Annotated in this window: 14 protein-coding genes; 9 read left to right on the top strand and 5 right to left on the bottom strand. The window is 73.1% G+C overall.

The window, feature by feature from the left end:
- Positions 1 to 29 precede the first annotated feature (29 nt).
- From ACFVQG_RS24965 to ACFVQG_RS24955, 3 genes are read left to right on the top strand one after another with little or no spacing between them, the layout of a single operon-like run.
- The gene (locus ACFVQG_RS24965; protein ID WP_383387466.1) at positions 30 to 506 is read left to right on the top strand and encodes a DUF2771 domain-containing protein; all 477 of its coding nucleotides are present in this window, start codon (positions 30 to 32) and stop codon (positions 504 to 506) included.
- The gene (locus ACFVQG_RS24960) at positions 476 to 1,156 is read left to right on the top strand and encodes a futalosine hydrolase (protein ID WP_383387464.1); all 681 of its coding nucleotides are present in this window, start codon (positions 476 to 478) and stop codon (positions 1,154 to 1,156) included. The genes ACFVQG_RS24965 and ACFVQG_RS24960 overlap by 31 nt, the downstream gene beginning before the upstream one ends.
- Entirely contained in the window at positions 1,143 to 2,000 is an 858-nt protein-coding gene (locus ACFVQG_RS24955; protein WP_383387462.1) for a 1,4-dihydroxy-6-naphthoate synthase, read from the top strand. The genes ACFVQG_RS24960 and ACFVQG_RS24955 overlap by 14 nt, the downstream gene beginning before the upstream one ends.
- 38 nt (positions 2,001 to 2,038) lie before the next feature.
- Here the strand turns inward: ACFVQG_RS24955 and ACFVQG_RS24950 are convergent, their stop codons facing one another.
- The gene (locus tag ACFVQG_RS24950; protein WP_129798464.1) at positions 2,039 to 2,422 is read right to left on the bottom strand and encodes a cold-shock protein; all 384 of its coding nucleotides are present in this window, start codon (positions 2,420 to 2,422) and stop codon (positions 2,039 to 2,041) included.
- 165 nt (positions 2,423 to 2,587) lie between these two features.
- On the opposite strand from ACFVQG_RS24950, the gene ACFVQG_RS24945 reads away from it, so the two are divergent.
- Positions 2,588 to 2,839, top strand: a complete 252-nt coding sequence (locus tag ACFVQG_RS24945; protein WP_383387460.1) for a hypothetical protein — start codon at positions 2,588 to 2,590, stop codon at positions 2,837 to 2,839.
- Here ACFVQG_RS24945 and ACFVQG_RS24940 read toward each other — a convergent pair.
- The gene (locus ACFVQG_RS24940; RefSeq protein ID WP_383387455.1) at positions 2,815 to 3,447 is read right to left on the bottom strand and encodes an HAD family hydrolase; all 633 of its coding nucleotides are present in this window, start codon (positions 3,445 to 3,447) and stop codon (positions 2,815 to 2,817) included. The genes ACFVQG_RS24945 and ACFVQG_RS24940 overlap by 25 nt on opposite strands.
- A gap of 40 nt (positions 3,448 to 3,487) precedes the next feature.
- Positions 3,488 to 4,411 carry a hypothetical protein gene (locus ACFVQG_RS24935; protein ID WP_383387452.1) on the bottom strand — a complete coding sequence of 308 codons (924 nt, stop codon included), beginning with the start codon at positions 4,409 to 4,411 and terminating at the stop codon, positions 3,488 to 3,490.
- 107 nt (positions 4,412 to 4,518) lie between these two features.
- On the opposite strand from ACFVQG_RS24935, the gene ACFVQG_RS24930 reads away from it, so the two are divergent.
- The 3 genes from ACFVQG_RS24930 (at position 4,519) to ACFVQG_RS24920 (ending at position 7,690) form a co-directional block, all read left to right on the top strand.
- Positions 4,519 to 7,050 carry a helicase-associated domain-containing protein gene (locus ACFVQG_RS24930; RefSeq protein WP_383387450.1) on the top strand — a complete coding sequence of 844 codons (2,532 nt, stop codon included), beginning with the start codon at positions 4,519 to 4,521 and terminating at the stop codon, positions 7,048 to 7,050.
- A gap of 167 nt (positions 7,051 to 7,217) precedes the next feature.
- A complete protein-coding gene (locus tag ACFVQG_RS24925; RefSeq protein WP_383387448.1) occupies positions 7,218 to 7,346 on the top strand; it encodes a hypothetical protein in 129 nt (42 codons plus the stop codon).
- A 107-nt stretch (positions 7,347 to 7,453) separates the two neighbouring features.
- Positions 7,454 to 7,690 (top strand): hypothetical protein, encoded by a 237-nt coding sequence (locus ACFVQG_RS24920; RefSeq protein WP_383387444.1) that lies wholly within the window; start codon positions 7,454 to 7,456, stop codon positions 7,688 to 7,690.
- Here ACFVQG_RS24920 and istB read toward each other — a convergent pair.
- The gene (gene istB, locus ACFVQG_RS24915) at positions 7,668 to 8,900 is read right to left on the bottom strand and encodes an IS21-like element helper ATPase IstB (RefSeq protein WP_383387442.1); all 1,233 of its coding nucleotides are present in this window, start codon (positions 8,898 to 8,900) and stop codon (positions 7,668 to 7,670) included. The genes ACFVQG_RS24920 and istB overlap by 23 nt on opposite strands.
- A gap of 189 nt (positions 8,901 to 9,089) precedes the next feature.
- Between istB and ACFVQG_RS24910 the strand changes: the two genes are divergently transcribed.
- Positions 9,090 to 10,733, top strand: coding sequence for a DNA repair helicase XPB (locus tag ACFVQG_RS24910; RefSeq protein ID WP_383387439.1), 1,644 nt, complete (start codon positions 9,090 to 9,092; stop codon positions 10,731 to 10,733).
- Positions 10,734 to 10,919: 186 nt separating this feature from the next.
- Positions 10,920 to 12,998, top strand: coding sequence for a HelD family protein (locus ACFVQG_RS24905; protein WP_383387437.1), 2,079 nt, complete (start codon positions 10,920 to 10,922; stop codon positions 12,996 to 12,998).
- Between the two features lie 4 nt (positions 12,999 to 13,002).
- Here ACFVQG_RS24905 and ACFVQG_RS24900 read toward each other — a convergent pair whose 3' ends face one another.
- A complete protein-coding gene (locus ACFVQG_RS24900) occupies positions 13,003 to 13,695 on the bottom strand; it encodes a copper homeostasis protein CutC (RefSeq protein WP_383387435.1) in 693 nt (230 codons plus the stop codon).
- Positions 13,696 to 13,855: the final 160 nt, after the last annotated feature.

Genomic DNA, 13,855 nt, shown 5'->3' with positions numbered 1-13,855 from the left:
CGGCGCCGGGCGCCCGATAGCCTTCGGCCATGACCATGCAATCCGCTGCTGTGCGACGCCGCCGCGCCGTCGCCGCCGCCGGCGCCGTATCCGCCGGACTGCTCGTCCTGTCGGCCTGCGACAAGCCGACGCCGATGTCGACGATCACCGTCGGATCGGACTCGGTCAGCTCCGAGGCGACCTGCTACAACGACGGCGACGCCCTGAAGACCGCGGACCTCACCGAGTGCCTGCGCGACGAGGACATCGACTCGATCACGGTCGACCCCGACGAGATCGTGCGCTTCGGCGTCGACCCGGAGGTCGCGGACGAGGGCTGGACGATCCTGATGAACGGTCAGCCGCTGCTCAACGAGCCCCTGAAGAAGACCTACACGACGATCCCCGGCAGCGTGTTCTTCAACGCCCAGTACGGCGCGCAGGGCGACTCCACCCTCGTCTCCATCAAGGAAGGCGAGAAGGACGCCAGGGGCCTGTGGTCGTTCAAGCTCAAGAAGGACGACTGATCACGTCCGCCGCGCACATCCTCGTAGCCACCGCGGTCCCCGCCGAACGGGACGCGGTGGCTCGGACGTTCCCGGGCCGGGTCATCGCCGCGGGGGTCGGCCCCGCGGCGGCGGCCGCGACCACGGCGAAGGCCCTCTGCGGCGCCAAGTACACGCTGGTCGTCTCGGCGGGCATCGGGGGCGGCTTCCTCCCCGGAGCCCCCGTCGGCTCCCTGGTCGTCGCCGACGAGATCACCGCGGCCGACCTGGGCGCGGAGACCGCCGACGGGTTCCTGCCGGTCACCGACCTCGGCTTCGGAACCGTCACCCACCGCCCGCCCGATCCACTCGTACGGGACGCCGCCACCGCCACCGGCGCCCGCACCGGCGCCGTCCTCACCGTCTCCACGGTGACCGGCACCGCGGCCCGCGCCGCCGCCCTGCGCGAGCGGCACCCCACGGCCCTCGCGGAGGCCATGGAGGGCTTCGGCGTCGCGGAGGCCGCCGCCGCCCACGGCGTCCCCGTCCTCGAAGTGCGCGCCGTCTCGAACCCCGTCGGCCCCCGCGACCGCGCCGCCTGGCGCATCGGCGACGCCCTCGCCGCCCTCACCGAGGCCTTCGGGAAGCTCACGCCCGTACTGGAGAGTTGGAACGCACATGACCACCGGTGACCGGCCCCTCCAGACGGCCTACTCCCCCTGCCCCAACGACACCTTCGTCTTCGACGCCCTGGCCCACGGCCGCGTCCCGGACGCCCCGCCCCTCGACGTCACCTTCGCCGACATCGACCTCACCAACGGCATGGCCGAGCGGGGCGAGTACGACGTCCTGAAGGTCTCCTACGCCGTACTGCCGTACGTCCTCGACGCGTACACGCTCCTGCCCTGCGGCGGCGCGCTGGGCCGGGGCTGCGGCCCGCTGGTCCTCACCCGCGACGAGCACACCACCGACCTCAGCCAGCGCACGGTCGCCGTACCCAGCGAGAGGTCGACGGCGTACCTCCTGTTCCGCCTCTGGGCGGCGGACACCGTGCCCGGCGGGGTCGGTGAGGTCGTCGTCATGCCGTTCCACGAGATCATGCCCGCGGTGCGGGACGGCAAGGTCGACGCGGGACTGGTCATCCACGAGGCCCGCTTCACGTACCAGAACTACGGCCTGCACAGGCTCGCCGACATGGGCGAGCACTGGGAGCGCACGACGGGCCTGCCGATCCCGCTCGGCGCGATCATCGCCAAGCGCTCACTGGGCGCCGGGACCCTGACCCGGCTGGCCGACGCCATCCGCGCCTCGGTCCGCGCCGCCTGGGACGACCCCGAGGCCTCCCGCCCCTATGTCATGGAGCACGCCCAGGAGATGGACCCGGCGGTCGCGGACCAGCACATCGGCCTGTACGTCAACGAGTTCACGGCCGACCTGGGCGCCGACGGCTACGCGGCGGTACGCGGCCTGCTGACGCGCGCGGCGGCCGAGGGACTCCTGCCGCCCCTCGGCCCGAACGCGCTCGAATTCCCCTGAGACCGCTATACGACCGCCATACGACCGCCCTACGACCGCTATACGTCGAGCTGGTCAGCCACCGCCCGCAACAGACCGGCGATCTTCTTGCCGGAGGCCTTGTCGGGGTAGCGCCCCTTTTCGAGCATCGGTGTGATGTTCTCCAGGAGGGTCGTCAGGTCCTGGACGATGGAGGCCAGCTCGTCGGGCTTCTTGCGCTGCGCGGCGGCGACCGAGGGCGTCGGGTCGAGGAGCGTCACCGAGAGGGCCTGGTCGCCGCGCTGCCCGGCGACGACCCCGAACTCCACGCGCTGACCCGGCTTGAGCGTCTCGACTCCGGCGGGGAGAACCGAGGAATGGACGAAGACGTCACCGCCGTCGTCGCGGGAGAGAAAGCCGAAGCCCTTCTCGCTGTTGAACCACTTGACCTTGCCGGTAGGCACGTCTGTCCTCGTCCTCGTACTCGTCGGGAAAACTGCTTCTGAAACGGCTCTTGATAGCACTGGGGCGGGTCGTCCATGACCCGCCGGTACCAAGACTATTGGTCCAGGAGCCGGTGACAAGACGTCACCCGGTTGTTCCTTCGCGCTGGGAACTACCCTGGTCCGGTGCGTGACAAAACCCAAACGAATTCCGCCGCACCCGGTGACCGGCTGATCCGTGCCGGTGCCGTGGTGTTCTTCATCGGTACCGTGGCCACACTCGTCACGGTGGCGCCGCTGTTCCTCGGAACGACGCCATTTCCCACCTACATGTTCGGTCTGAGCATGCTCATGGGCGTCGGTTTCGCCATCGCGGGCGCGGGCGTCCTGCGCTCCATCGCGGCGGGCCGCCGTCAGGCGCGGGAGGCTTCGAGATAGGCCGAAAGCCACTCCGGGAACCCGGTCAGATCCTCGAGCACGACATCCGCGCCCGCCGCCCGCAGCTCCCCGGCGTCACAGGGCCCGGTGGCCACCGCCACCGACAGGGCTCCGGCGGCCCGCGCGCCCCGCACATCACCGACGTGGTCGCCTACGTAGACCCCGGCGTCGTGCTCCCGCAGCGCCTCCGCCTTCGCCTCGGCCCACAGGTCGCCTATGACCGCGTCCGGCTCCATGCCGAGGTGCGCGAGGTGCAGCTTGGCGTTGGGTTCGTACTTGGCGGTCACCACGATCGCCCGCCCCCCGGCCTCCCGCACGGCGGCGATCGCCTCCCGGGCCCCCGGCAGCGCGGGCGTCGCGGTGACCGCGATCGACGGGTACATGGCCCGGTACACATCGGCCACGGCCGCCACCTCCGCCGCCGGGAACCAGTTCCGCAGTTCCTCCTCCAACGGCGGCCCGAGGCGCGTGATCGCCAGATCGGCGTCGATGTGCACGCCCGTCCGCTCGGCCAGCGCCAGGTAGCAGGCGTGGATGCCGGGCCGGGAGTCGATGAGGGTCATGTCGAGATCGAACCCGACGGTGGGGTAAGCGGTCGTGAAGGCCATACGGGCCATTGTGCGGGCCACAGCCCCTACCGCGGGACGGCTACCGTCGCCGCTGGGACCGCCACACCAGGAACAGCGCCGACGCCACGGCGGCCCCGCGCACCACCCAGGGATACGCCTCGCCGATGGCGTCGTTCATCGCCCCCTCGGCGATCCGCGTCCCCCACCGCTCGTTCTCCCGGCCCCAGAGCCACACCACACCACCGGCGACGGCGAGCGAGGGCAGCCCTATGACCGCGATCTTCATCTCGGTCGGGGTGAGCCGCCGCGAGAGATAGGCGATCAGCCACCCGAAGGCGAGATAGACGGGGTGCCGCAGCACGGCGCCGACGACGAGCAGCGCCGCGGCGAGCAGCAGCAGCGGATTGCTCCACCGTCCGAGGGCGGGCAGCCGCAACCGCCGCTTGCGCGTCCCGGACTCGGGCTCGGATTCGGGCTCGGGTTCAGCGGCGGTCTCTGCGGCCTTCTCAGAGCCCTCCGCGGCCTTGCGCGGCCCCGGCGGCCTGAACAGCTCCGGGACCTCCACCCCGCCCACGAACCCGTCGACCTGGTCGCCGACCCCGAACGGGCTGCTGTCCACCCGCCACCAGTCGGGCTGACGCGAGCTGTCCCCCAGTTCGTGCTCACCCGCACGGTGCGGCGGAGACGCGGCGGGAGCCGTCCGCTCGGGCTCGCGCCGCGCGGGCACGGCCCGCGCGGTGGACGGGGCCTTCGACTGGGCCCCACCCGAGTCCGCGGCGGAGTCCGCGGCGGTGACCACGTCGTCGGGGCTCCCGATCCGCGCGAGGATCCGCCGGACGGAGGCCGGATTGTCGATCACCGCCTTGGCCCGGCGCCGGTCGATCTCGTCCCGCAGCTGCGACACGAGCCGCATCCGCGCAGCGGACGGAAGCTGCCGCTGCTGGGCCACGTCACCGACGCGGCTCAGATACTCGTAGACGACCTTGTCGCTCTCGATCCCCACCCGGACGACGTTAGCGCAGCCCCCCGGCCGGGAGAGCGCGGCGCTCACCGGGCCGTGGAAACGTTCCGTTCGCCTCTGGCGCCCCCGCACCCGCTACCGTTGACCGGATGAGCAGCGACGAGAAGCCGACCGCGCCCCGGTCCCTCGCGGAGGCGCTCCGCTCGCGCGACGACGCCTCCCTGGCGACCCTCCTGCGCAGCCGTCCCGACCTCATCACGCCCGTCCCGACGGACCTCACCCAGCTCGCCACCCGCGCCGGTACGCGCGCGTCGGTGGTGCGGGCGCTGGAGCGGCTGGACAGGTTCGCGGTGCAGACGGCGCAGGCGCTGGCGGTGGCGGCCGACCCGGCGACGTACGACGAACTGCTCGGGCTGCTGGCCGGGGACGACCGCGACCCGGAGGTGACGGCGGCCCTGCCGCGCGCCCTGAACCTGCTGCGCGAACAGGCGCTGGTGTGGGGCGCCGACGACCGTCTGCGCCTGGTGCGCACCGCGCGCGAACTCCTCGCGCCCACACCGCAGCACCCCTCCCCGACCGGCCTCGGCCCGACGGTGCAGGAGGCGACGGCGGGCATGTCGCCGGGCAGGATCCAGGAGATCGTCACCACGGCGGGCCTCGCGTCCACGCACGACTCGGTCTCCGCGGTGGCCGCGCTCACCGCCCTCTTCACCGACCGCGCCCGGATGAACGACCTGCTGGCCGAGGCCCCCGCCGACTCGGTCGAGGTCCTGGACAGACTCCTGTGGGGGCCGCCGTACGGCCAGGTCACCGCCGACCCGGCCGCCAGACTCCGCTGGCTGCTGGACCGCGGGCTGCTGCTGCCGACGGCACCCGGGACGGTCGTCCTCCCCCGGGAGGTCGCGCTCCATCTGCGCGCGGGGCGGGCGCACCGCGTGCCGGAGCCCACGCCACCGCCGGTGACGGTCGCCGCGACACATCATCCACAGGTTGTGGACAGTACGGCGGCGGGGCAGGCGTACACCGCGCTGGCCACCGTGGAGGAGTTGCTGAAGGACTGGGACGAGGGCGGTCCGACGGTCCTGCGGGCCGGTGGGCTGAGCGTGCGGGACCTCAAGCGGACGGCGGTCGCGCTGGACGTGTCCGAGCCGGTCGCCGCGTTCTGGGTGGAACTCGCCTACGCCGCCGGGCTGCTGGCCTCCGACGGGGAGCCCGACGAGCGGTACGCGGCCACCCCGGCCTACGACGAGTGGCTGGAGCTGCCCGCCGCCGAGCGCTGGGCCCGCCTGGCGGAGGTGTGGCTGGCGGCGACCCGGACGCCGGGTCTGGTGGGCGGCCGGGACGCCAAGGACCGCAGCCTGTCGACGCTGGGACCGGGCCTGGACCGCTCGGCCGCGCAGGAGGTGCGGCACCGGGTGCTGGCCCTGATCGCCGACCTCCCGGAGGGCTCCGCACCCGCGACGGACTCGCTGCTGGCCCGGCTCCGCTGGGAGCGCCCGCCACGGACGGCCGACGACCTGCGCGCACGCCTGGCGGAGTGGACGCTGAACGAGGCGGAGCTGCTCGGCATCACGGGCCGCGGCGCGCTGTCGACCCACGCCAGGGCCCTGCTGGGAGCGCCCGCCCCGCCGAGGCCCCCGCAGGAGCCCCCCGCGCGGGGCCCCGGCGACAAGCTGCCCTTCCACCACCACCGCACCGCCCCGGAGCACCACCCCCTGTCCCCGCCGGAGCAGGCCACCGCCACCGCGTCCGCCGCCCGCCTCCTCGCCCCCCTCCTCCCGGAACCTCTCGACCACGTCCTGCTCCAGGCCGACCTCACGGCCGTGGCACCGGGCCCCCTGGAGCGCCCGCTGGCGGACATGCTCGGCATCCTCGCGGACGTGGAGTCGAAGGGCGGGGCCACGGTCTACCGCTTCACCCCCGGCTCCGTGCGCCGCGCGCTTGACGCGGGTCGCAGCGCCTCCGACCTGCACGCCTTCCTCACGGAGCACTCGCGTACGCCGGTTCCGCAGCCGCTCGCGTACCTGATCGACGACGTGGCGCGCAGGCACGGGCACCTGCGGGTCGGCGCGGCGTCGGCGTACGTCCGCTGCGACGACGACGCCCTGCTGCACGAGATCCTCGCCGACAAGCGGTCCGCGGGCCTGCGCCTGCGCCGTCTCGCGCCCACGGTGCTGGCCGCGCAGTCGGACCCGGCGGCCCTGCTGGAGGGCCTGCGCGCGATGGGCTTCGCGCCCGCCGCCGAGTCCGCCGAGGGCGACGTACTGATCACGCGCGCGCACGCCCACCGCACACCCCCGCGTACGCCCCCGGAGCCGGTGCCGGACGGGCCGCCGCCCCCGGACGCGACCCTGCTGACGGCCGCGATCCGCGCCATCCGCGCGGGCGACCTGGCCTCCACGACCCCGCGCAAGCCCACCACCGACGCCCCGGCGGGCGGCGAGCCGCCGCGCACCGGCTCCGCCGAGACCCTCGCCACCCTGCAGGCCGCCGTACTGACCGGGCAGACCCTGTGGATCGGCTACGTGAACGCCGAGGGCACCGCGAGCCAGCGCGTCATCGCGCCCGTCCGCGTGGAGGGCGGCTTCGTGACGGCGTACGACCACACCGCGGACGAGGTCCGCACGTATCCGCTGCACCGGATCACGGGGGTGGCGGAGCTGGCGGACGACCAGGGCTAGGGCCTCACTCGTGCGGGTGTACGCCCGCGTTCATGCACGCCACGCCGGACACTTCCCACCCATGAGGGAGCTTGATCCGTGTCCCGCATCCCGGTGCGGGGCGTGGGGCAGCCACCGGTTGTCCTGGCCGAACCCGGTCAGGTGACCGGAGTGAGAGGAAGTCCCGGATGCGTGCTGTCCGTCGTGTCGCCACCGTCCTGTCCGCCACCGCCGTGCTGATCGGCGCCTTCACCACCCAGGCCGCCGCCATCGGCATCGACGTGGCGGGTCTGGTCCTGGAGACGCCGCCCATCTAGACGCCGCCCGTCCCCGCACCGGGTGGGCGGGGCCGGTCCACGCCCCCCGTACCGGCCCCGCACCCCCCTCCTCCCCACGTCCCGTAGGTGAAAGGCCCAGACGTCCCATGCGTGCCAAGCTCCCCGCCCGCACCCGTTCCGCCCAGACCCGTGCCGCCGTCGCCGTGTCCGCGGCGGCGCTGTTCTCCGCGGCGGCGCTCATCGCCGCGCTGGCCCCGGAGGCCTCCGCGGCCCCGTCGCTGCCCCTGCCGCTGCCCCTCGTGGGCGCCGAGCCGCTCGTCACGGAGGCGGTCAACGTCGAGGGCCCACTGATCAACAACGTCAGTCTGCCCACGCTGCGGTAGCCCGGCCGCCCGCGGCCCGGCGCATCCGGTAGCTGTCGCCGTCGATGCGCACGGTCTCGGCGTGGTGGGCCAGCCGGTCCACCATCGCCGGGGCCGCCGGGCCGCCGAAGACCTCGTGCCAGCGGTCGAGCGGCCGGTCGCAGGTGACGACCAGCGAGGCCCGTTCGTAGCGGTGGGCGACCAGTTGGAAGAGCAGGCGGGTGGTGTCCGCGTCGAAGGGGACGTAGCCGATCTCGTCGACGATCAGCAGGGGGTAGGCGTCCAGGGCGGTCAGCTCCTCCCCGAGCCGTCCCGCCGCCTGCGCGCCGGACAGCCGGGCGGCCCACTCCTCGGCGGTGCCGAAGAGGACCCGGTGCCCGGCCTCGCAGGCGCGCACCCCGATGCCGACGGCGAGGTGGGTCTTGCCGGTGCCGGGGGGACCGGTGAGCACCACGTTGCCGGGTACGGCGAGGAAGTCCAGCTTGCCGAGCCGGGCCACGGCCTCCCGGTCGAAGGCGCGGGGGTGGTCGGCGTCGAACTCCTCCAGCACCTTGCGCGCCGGGAACCCGGCCGCCCGCAGCCGCTCCTCGGCGCCCACCTCGTCGGCGGGCGGCCCGCCCTGCGCGGGGACGACGGCCGCCGACGGCTCCGCGGTCCGCCGGGGCGGGTCGTCGCGGACCTCCGCCGCGTCGTGATGGGCGGCCGTCGTCGGCCCGGACATGTACCAGAGGATCGCCGCCGAGACGATGAACGCCATGTGGATCACCGTGCCCCACAGCAGGGAGTGCCGTGGGGTGTGGTGCACGTCCACGAACATCTGCAGCAGGTGCACCGAGGAGATCCCGACGATCGCGGTGGCGAGCTTCACCTTCAGCACGTTGGAGTTCACGTGCGACAGCCACTCCGGCTGGTCGCGGTGCCCCTGCAGCCCGATCCGCGAGACGAACGTCTCATAGCCACCGACGATCACCATGATCAGCAGGTTGGCGATCATCACCACGTCGACCAGCTTCAGCACGGCGAGCATGACGTACGTCTCGGTCGCCCGCCCGGTCAGACACCGGAGGATTAAGCTCCACAGTTCGTTGAAGAACTTGTAGACGTACACCCCCTGCGCGGCCACCAGGCCGAAGTACAGCGGCGCCTGCAGCCACCGGGTGGCGAACAGGGCGTAGCCGAGCGTGGTGGTCGGCGGGGACGGGTCACGTGTGATGGCCTGCACGGTCCGCATTCTTCGCAGCCGCCGCCGTCCAGGTGAAACCGCGTCACCCGCCCGGATGAATAGACATCCAGTACGACGGGAGGGGCGCCGCGGCCGGAACCCTCCCCGGCCCACCGGCCGAGCCCACCCCTCGCCAGGGACGATCAGGCACACTGGACGTTCGGCCGAATCGTCCGGCCGGAGGGAAAGGGTGCCCGCGTGAACGGTCCGCTGATCGTCCAGTCCGACAAGACGCTGCTCCTCGAAGTCGACCACGAGCGTGCCGACGACTGCCGCCGCGCCATCGCGCCCTTCGCGGAGCTGGAGCGGGCGCCCGAGCACATCCACACCTACCGGGTCACCCCGCTGGGCCTGTGGAACGCGCGCGCGGCCGGGCACGACGCCGAGCAGGTCGTGGACGCGCTGGTGCAGTTCAGCCGCTACCCCGTGCCGCACGCGCTGCTCGTCGACATCGCCGAGACGATGGACCGCTACGGCCGCCTCACCCTCTCCAAGCACCCCGCGCACGGCCTGGTCCTGACGACCACCGACCGCCCGGTCCTGGAGGAGGTGCTGCGCTCCAAGCGCATCGCCCCGCTGGTCGGCACGCGCATCGACCCGGACACGGTCGCCGTGCACCCCTCGGAGCGCGGACAGATCAAGCAGGTGCTGCTGAAGCTGGGCTGGCCCGCCGAGGACCTCGCCGGGTACGTCGACGGCGAGGCGCACCCGATCGAGCTGGCGGAGGACGGCTGGGCGCTCAGGCCGTACCAGAAGCAGGCGGTGGAGAACTTCTGGCACGGCGGCTCGGGCGTCGTCGTGCTGCCCTGTGGCGCCGGGAAGACGCTGGTCGGGGCGGGTTCGATGGCGCAGGCCCAGTCGACGACGCTGATCCTGGTCACCAACACCGTCTCCGCCCGGCAGTGGAAGCACGAGCTGGTGAAGCGGACCTCGCTGACCGAGGACGAGATCGGCGAGTACAGCGGGACGCGCAAGGAGATCCGCCCGGTCACCATCGCCACGTACCAGGTGCTGACGACGAAGCGGAAGGGTGTCTACCCGCACCTGGAACTCTTCGACTCCCGGGACTGGGGTCTGATCGTCTACGACGAGGTGCACCTGCTGCCCGCGCCGGTCTTCAAGTTCACCGCCGACCTCCAGGCCCGCCGCCGCCTGGGCCTCACCGCGACCCTCGTGCGCGAGGACGGCCGGGAGTCCGACGTCTTCTCCCTGATCGGCCCCAAGCGGTTCGACGCGCCGTGGAAGGAGATCGAGGCGCAGGGCTACATCGCGCCCGCCGACTGCGTCGAGGTCCGCGTGAACCTCACCGACTCCGAGCGGCTGGCGTACGCCACCGCCGAGGCCGAGGAGAAGTACCGCTACTGCGCCACGACCGACACCAAGCGCAAGGTCACGGAGGCGATCGTCCGCCGGTTCGCGGGCCAGCAGATCCTGGTCATCGGCCAGTACATCGACCAGCTCGACGAACTGGGCGAGCACCTCAACGCCCCCGTCATCAAGGGCGAGACGACCAACGCCCAGCGCGAGAAGCTGTTCGAGGCCTTCCGGCAGGGCGAGATCAGCGTCCTCGTCGTCTCCAAGGTCGCGAACTTCTCCATCGACCTCCCCGAGGCGACGGTCGCCATCCAGGTCTCCGGCACCTTCGGCTCCCGCCAGGAGGAGGCCCAGCGCCTCGGCCGCGTCCTGCGCCCGAAGGCCGACGGCCACCAGGCCCACTTCTACTCCGTGGTCGCCCGCGACACGATCGACCAGGACTTCGCCGCCCACCGGCAGCGGTTCCTGGCGGAGCAGGGGTACGCGTACCGGATCATGGACGCGGACGAGCTGCTGGCGGAGAACTGAGGCCTACGCCGCACTCCGCGTCCTACGGCTCACAGGGGCCCGGCGTAATTCATTGGCCGGGCCCCCCGCCGCTCACCTAAGATCTCCGCTCTTGCCCGCCTCCCTTCACGGAGTGCCGCCGCCCGGACGGAAACCGGTCGGCAACCGGTCGCTCAGTCCTACGCAGGTCACTCCGGAGGCACCCCCTTGTCCACGCCCGCCGACGATCCCCTCGCGCGCGAGCGCTCCCACCTCACGGCGTCCCGTGCCGCGCTGCGGGCCATGCGGGAGGACGTCGAATCGCTCGACCTCAGCAACTCCACCGCGAACTGGGTGGACGCGCAGATCCTGGCCCGCCACATCGACGAGCGGATCAAGGCGCTCGCCGACCTGAGCCACACGCCGCTGTTCTTCGGCCGCCTCGACTATCTGCACGCGCCCGGCGCCGACCTCGCCGAGGGCGCCGGGGGTGAGCGCTTCTACATCGGGCGGCGGCACGTCCACGACGCCGACGGCGACCCGATGGTGATCGACTGGCGGGCGCCGGTCTCGCAGCCGTTCTACCGGGCGTCCAAGAAGGAGCCGATGGACGTGGCGCTGCGCCGCCGCTTCGGTTACACCGGCGGCGACCTCACGGCGTACGAGGACGAGCACCTGTCGGACCCGGCGGAGGCGGCGCGGGCCAGCAAGCTGCTCCAGCGGGAGATCGAGCGACCGCGTGTCGGTCCGATGCGGGACATCGTGGCGACCATCCAGCCCGAGCAGGACGAGATCGTCCGCTCCGGGCTCGGCGGCACGGTGTGCGTGCAGGGCGGTCCCGGCACCGGGAAGACGGCGGTCGGCCTGCACCGGGTGGCGTACCTGCTGTACGCGCACCGCGAGCGGCTGGCCCGCACCGGCACCCTGGTCGTCGGCCCGAACCGCTCCTTCCTGCACTACATCGAGCAAGTGCTGCCCGCGCTGGGCGAGTTGTCCGTCAAGCAGGCGACCGTGGACGACCTGGTGGCGCAGGTCGAGGTGCGCGGCACCGACGACGCGACCGCCGCGGTCGTCAAGGGCGACGCACGGATGGCGGAGGTGCTGCGCCGGGCGGTCTACTCCCACGTCAGCATGCCGACGGAGCCGGTCGTGGTGGTGCGCGGCTCACGCCGCTGGCGGGTTCCGGCGTACGAACTCGAAGACATCGTGCGGGAGTTGCTGGAGCGGGACATCCGCTACGGCGCCGCCCGCGAGGCCCTCCCACAGCGCATCGCGCACGCCGTGCTGGTGCAGATGGAGCGCTCCGGCGAGGCCCCCGACGACCGGGTGCAGGACGCGGTCGCCCGCAACAGCGCGGTGAAGGCGGCCGTCAAGGCGATCTGGCCGCCGGTCGACCCGCAGAAGCTGGTGCTGCGGCTGCTGTCGGACCCGGACTTCCTCGCCGTACACGCCGACGGTGTGCTCACCGCGGACGAGCAGAAGACGATCCTCTGGGCGAAGCCGGTGCGCTCGGTGAGGTCCGCCCGGTGGTCGGCGGCGGACGCGGTGCTGATCGACGAGGCGACCGACCTGGTCCAGCGCACCCACTCGCTGGGCCATGTCGTCCTGGACGAGGCCCAGGACCTGTCCCCCATGCAGTACCGCGCGGTCGGCCGCCGCTGCACCACCGGCTCCGCGACCGTCCTCGGCGACCTGGCCCAGGGCACCACGCCCTGGGCGACCCGCAGCTGGCAGGAGGCGCTGACCCACCTGGGCAAGCCGGACGCGGCGGTCGAGGAACTGACGGCCGGTTTCCGCGTGCCGACGGACGTGATCGTCTACGCCTCCCGGCTGCTGCCGCACATCGCGCCGGGGCTGACCCCGGTGGCGTCGGTGCGCGAGAACCCGGGCTCCTTCGAGATCCGCCCGGTGACCGGGACGGCCGACGTGGTGGCGGCCTGCGTCGACTCGCTGCGCCAGGAGGGGTCCATCGGCCTGATCGCCGCCGACGCCCGGATCCCGGCCCTCACCGAGTCCCTGGCGGCGGCCGGGCTCAGCCCCCTCGCCCCCGGCGAGGAGACCACCCCGGACCGCCGCCTCACCCTGGTCCCGGCGTCCCTGGCGAAGGGCCTGGAGTACGACTACGTGGTCCTCGACGAACCCCGGGCCGTGGTCGACGCCGAACCCGACGAGCGCACGGGCCTGCGCCGCCTGTACGTGGCGCTGACCCGCGCGGTGTCGGGGCTGATCGTGACGCACGCGGGGCCGTTGCCGGAGCAGTTGGGACAAGCGGCTCCCCCAGGCCGTAGCGGCTCGGGTAGGCCGTAGCGGCTCAGGCCCCGTCGAGCACCCGCCGCCACTCGCCGACCGCTTCCGCCGACACCGGTCCCGACCAGCCCTCCGAGCGGGCCGCGCCACCGATGTGGAAGGCGTCGATGCCCGCGGCGCGCAGGGAGGGTACGTGGTCCAGGCGGAGGCCCCCGCCGACGAGGATGCGGGGCTCGTAGCCCTGTTCGCCGTGGCGGGCGGCCTCCGCGAGGAGGGTGGGGAAGCCGTCGTCGACGCCGGTGGCGGCGCCCGCGGTGAGGTAGGTGTCGAGGCCGGGGAGGCCGTCGAGCTGCTTGCGCAGGGCGTCGCGGTCGGCGGCGCGGTCGATGGCGCGGTGGAAGGTCCAGCGGCAGCCGTCCAGCGCCGCGACGACCCGCTCGACGGCGTCGAGGTCGACCCCGCCGTGCGCGTCGAGGAACCCGAGCACGAACTCCTCCGCCCCGGCCCCCCGCATCTCACCGGCGGCCCGCACCAGCCGGTCCACGTCCGCGGCGGCGAACCCGTCCGCGAGCCGCAGCATCACGCGCAGTGGGATGTCGACGGCGGCACGGATCGCGGCGACGGTCCCGGCCGACGGGGTGAGTCCGTCGGCCGCCATGTCGGTGACCAGTTCGAGGCGGTCCGCGCCTCCGGCCCGGGCGGCGATCGCGTCCTCGGCGTCGAGGGCGATCACCTCCAGGAGCGCACGCGTGCTCATAGGACCCCTTTCCTCGGGTTTCCCCCGGAGCGGCTACAGGTCTAGTCCAATCTCAGGGTACGCCGGTGAGGGGCCGCGCTCACATCCGGTGTTCGGCCGTCGACATTCGGCCGCAACCACACAGCCGTAGACAGTCAGCCGCAGGCAGTCGGCCGTAGAC

It is taken from the genome of Streptomyces sp. NPDC057877 (assembly GCF_042796855.1).
Classification (GTDB): domain Bacteria; phylum Actinomycetota; class Actinomycetes; order Streptomycetales; family Streptomycetaceae; genus Streptomyces.
The sequence above is the reverse complement of the archived record's forward strand: the minus strand, read 5'-3'. Positions and strand labels throughout refer to the sequence as shown.

Excerpts from the sequence above, each read along its gene's own strand:
- ACFVQG_RS24965 (WP_383387466.1), top strand. The coding sequence starts at position 30 with ATGACCATGCAATCCGCTGCTGTGCGACGCCGCCGCGCCGTCGCCGCC.
- ACFVQG_RS24955 (WP_383387462.1), top strand. The coding sequence starts at position 1,143 with ATGACCACCGGTGACCGGCCCCTCCAGACGGCCTACTCCCCCTGCCCC.
- ACFVQG_RS24940 (WP_383387455.1), bottom strand. The coding sequence starts at position 3,447 with ATGGCCTTCACGACCGCTTACCCCACCGTCGGGTTCGATCTCGACATG.
- ACFVQG_RS24930 (WP_383387450.1), top strand. The coding sequence starts at position 4,519 with ATGAGCAGCGACGAGAAGCCGACCGCGCCCCGGTCCCTCGCGGAGGCG.
- ACFVQG_RS24925 (WP_383387448.1), top strand. The coding sequence starts at position 7,218 with ATGCGTGCTGTCCGTCGTGTCGCCACCGTCCTGTCCGCCACCGCCGTG.
- ACFVQG_RS24920 (WP_383387444.1), top strand. The coding sequence starts at position 7,454 with ATGCGTGCCAAGCTCCCCGCCCGCACCCGTTCCGCCCAGACCCGTGCC.
- istB (WP_383387442.1), bottom strand. The coding sequence starts at position 8,900 with ATGCGGACCGTGCAGGCCATCACACGTGACCCGTCCCCGCCGACCACC.
- ACFVQG_RS24900 (WP_383387435.1), bottom strand. The coding sequence starts at position 13,695 with ATGAGCACGCGTGCGCTCCTGGAGGTGATCGCCCTCGACGCCGAGGAC.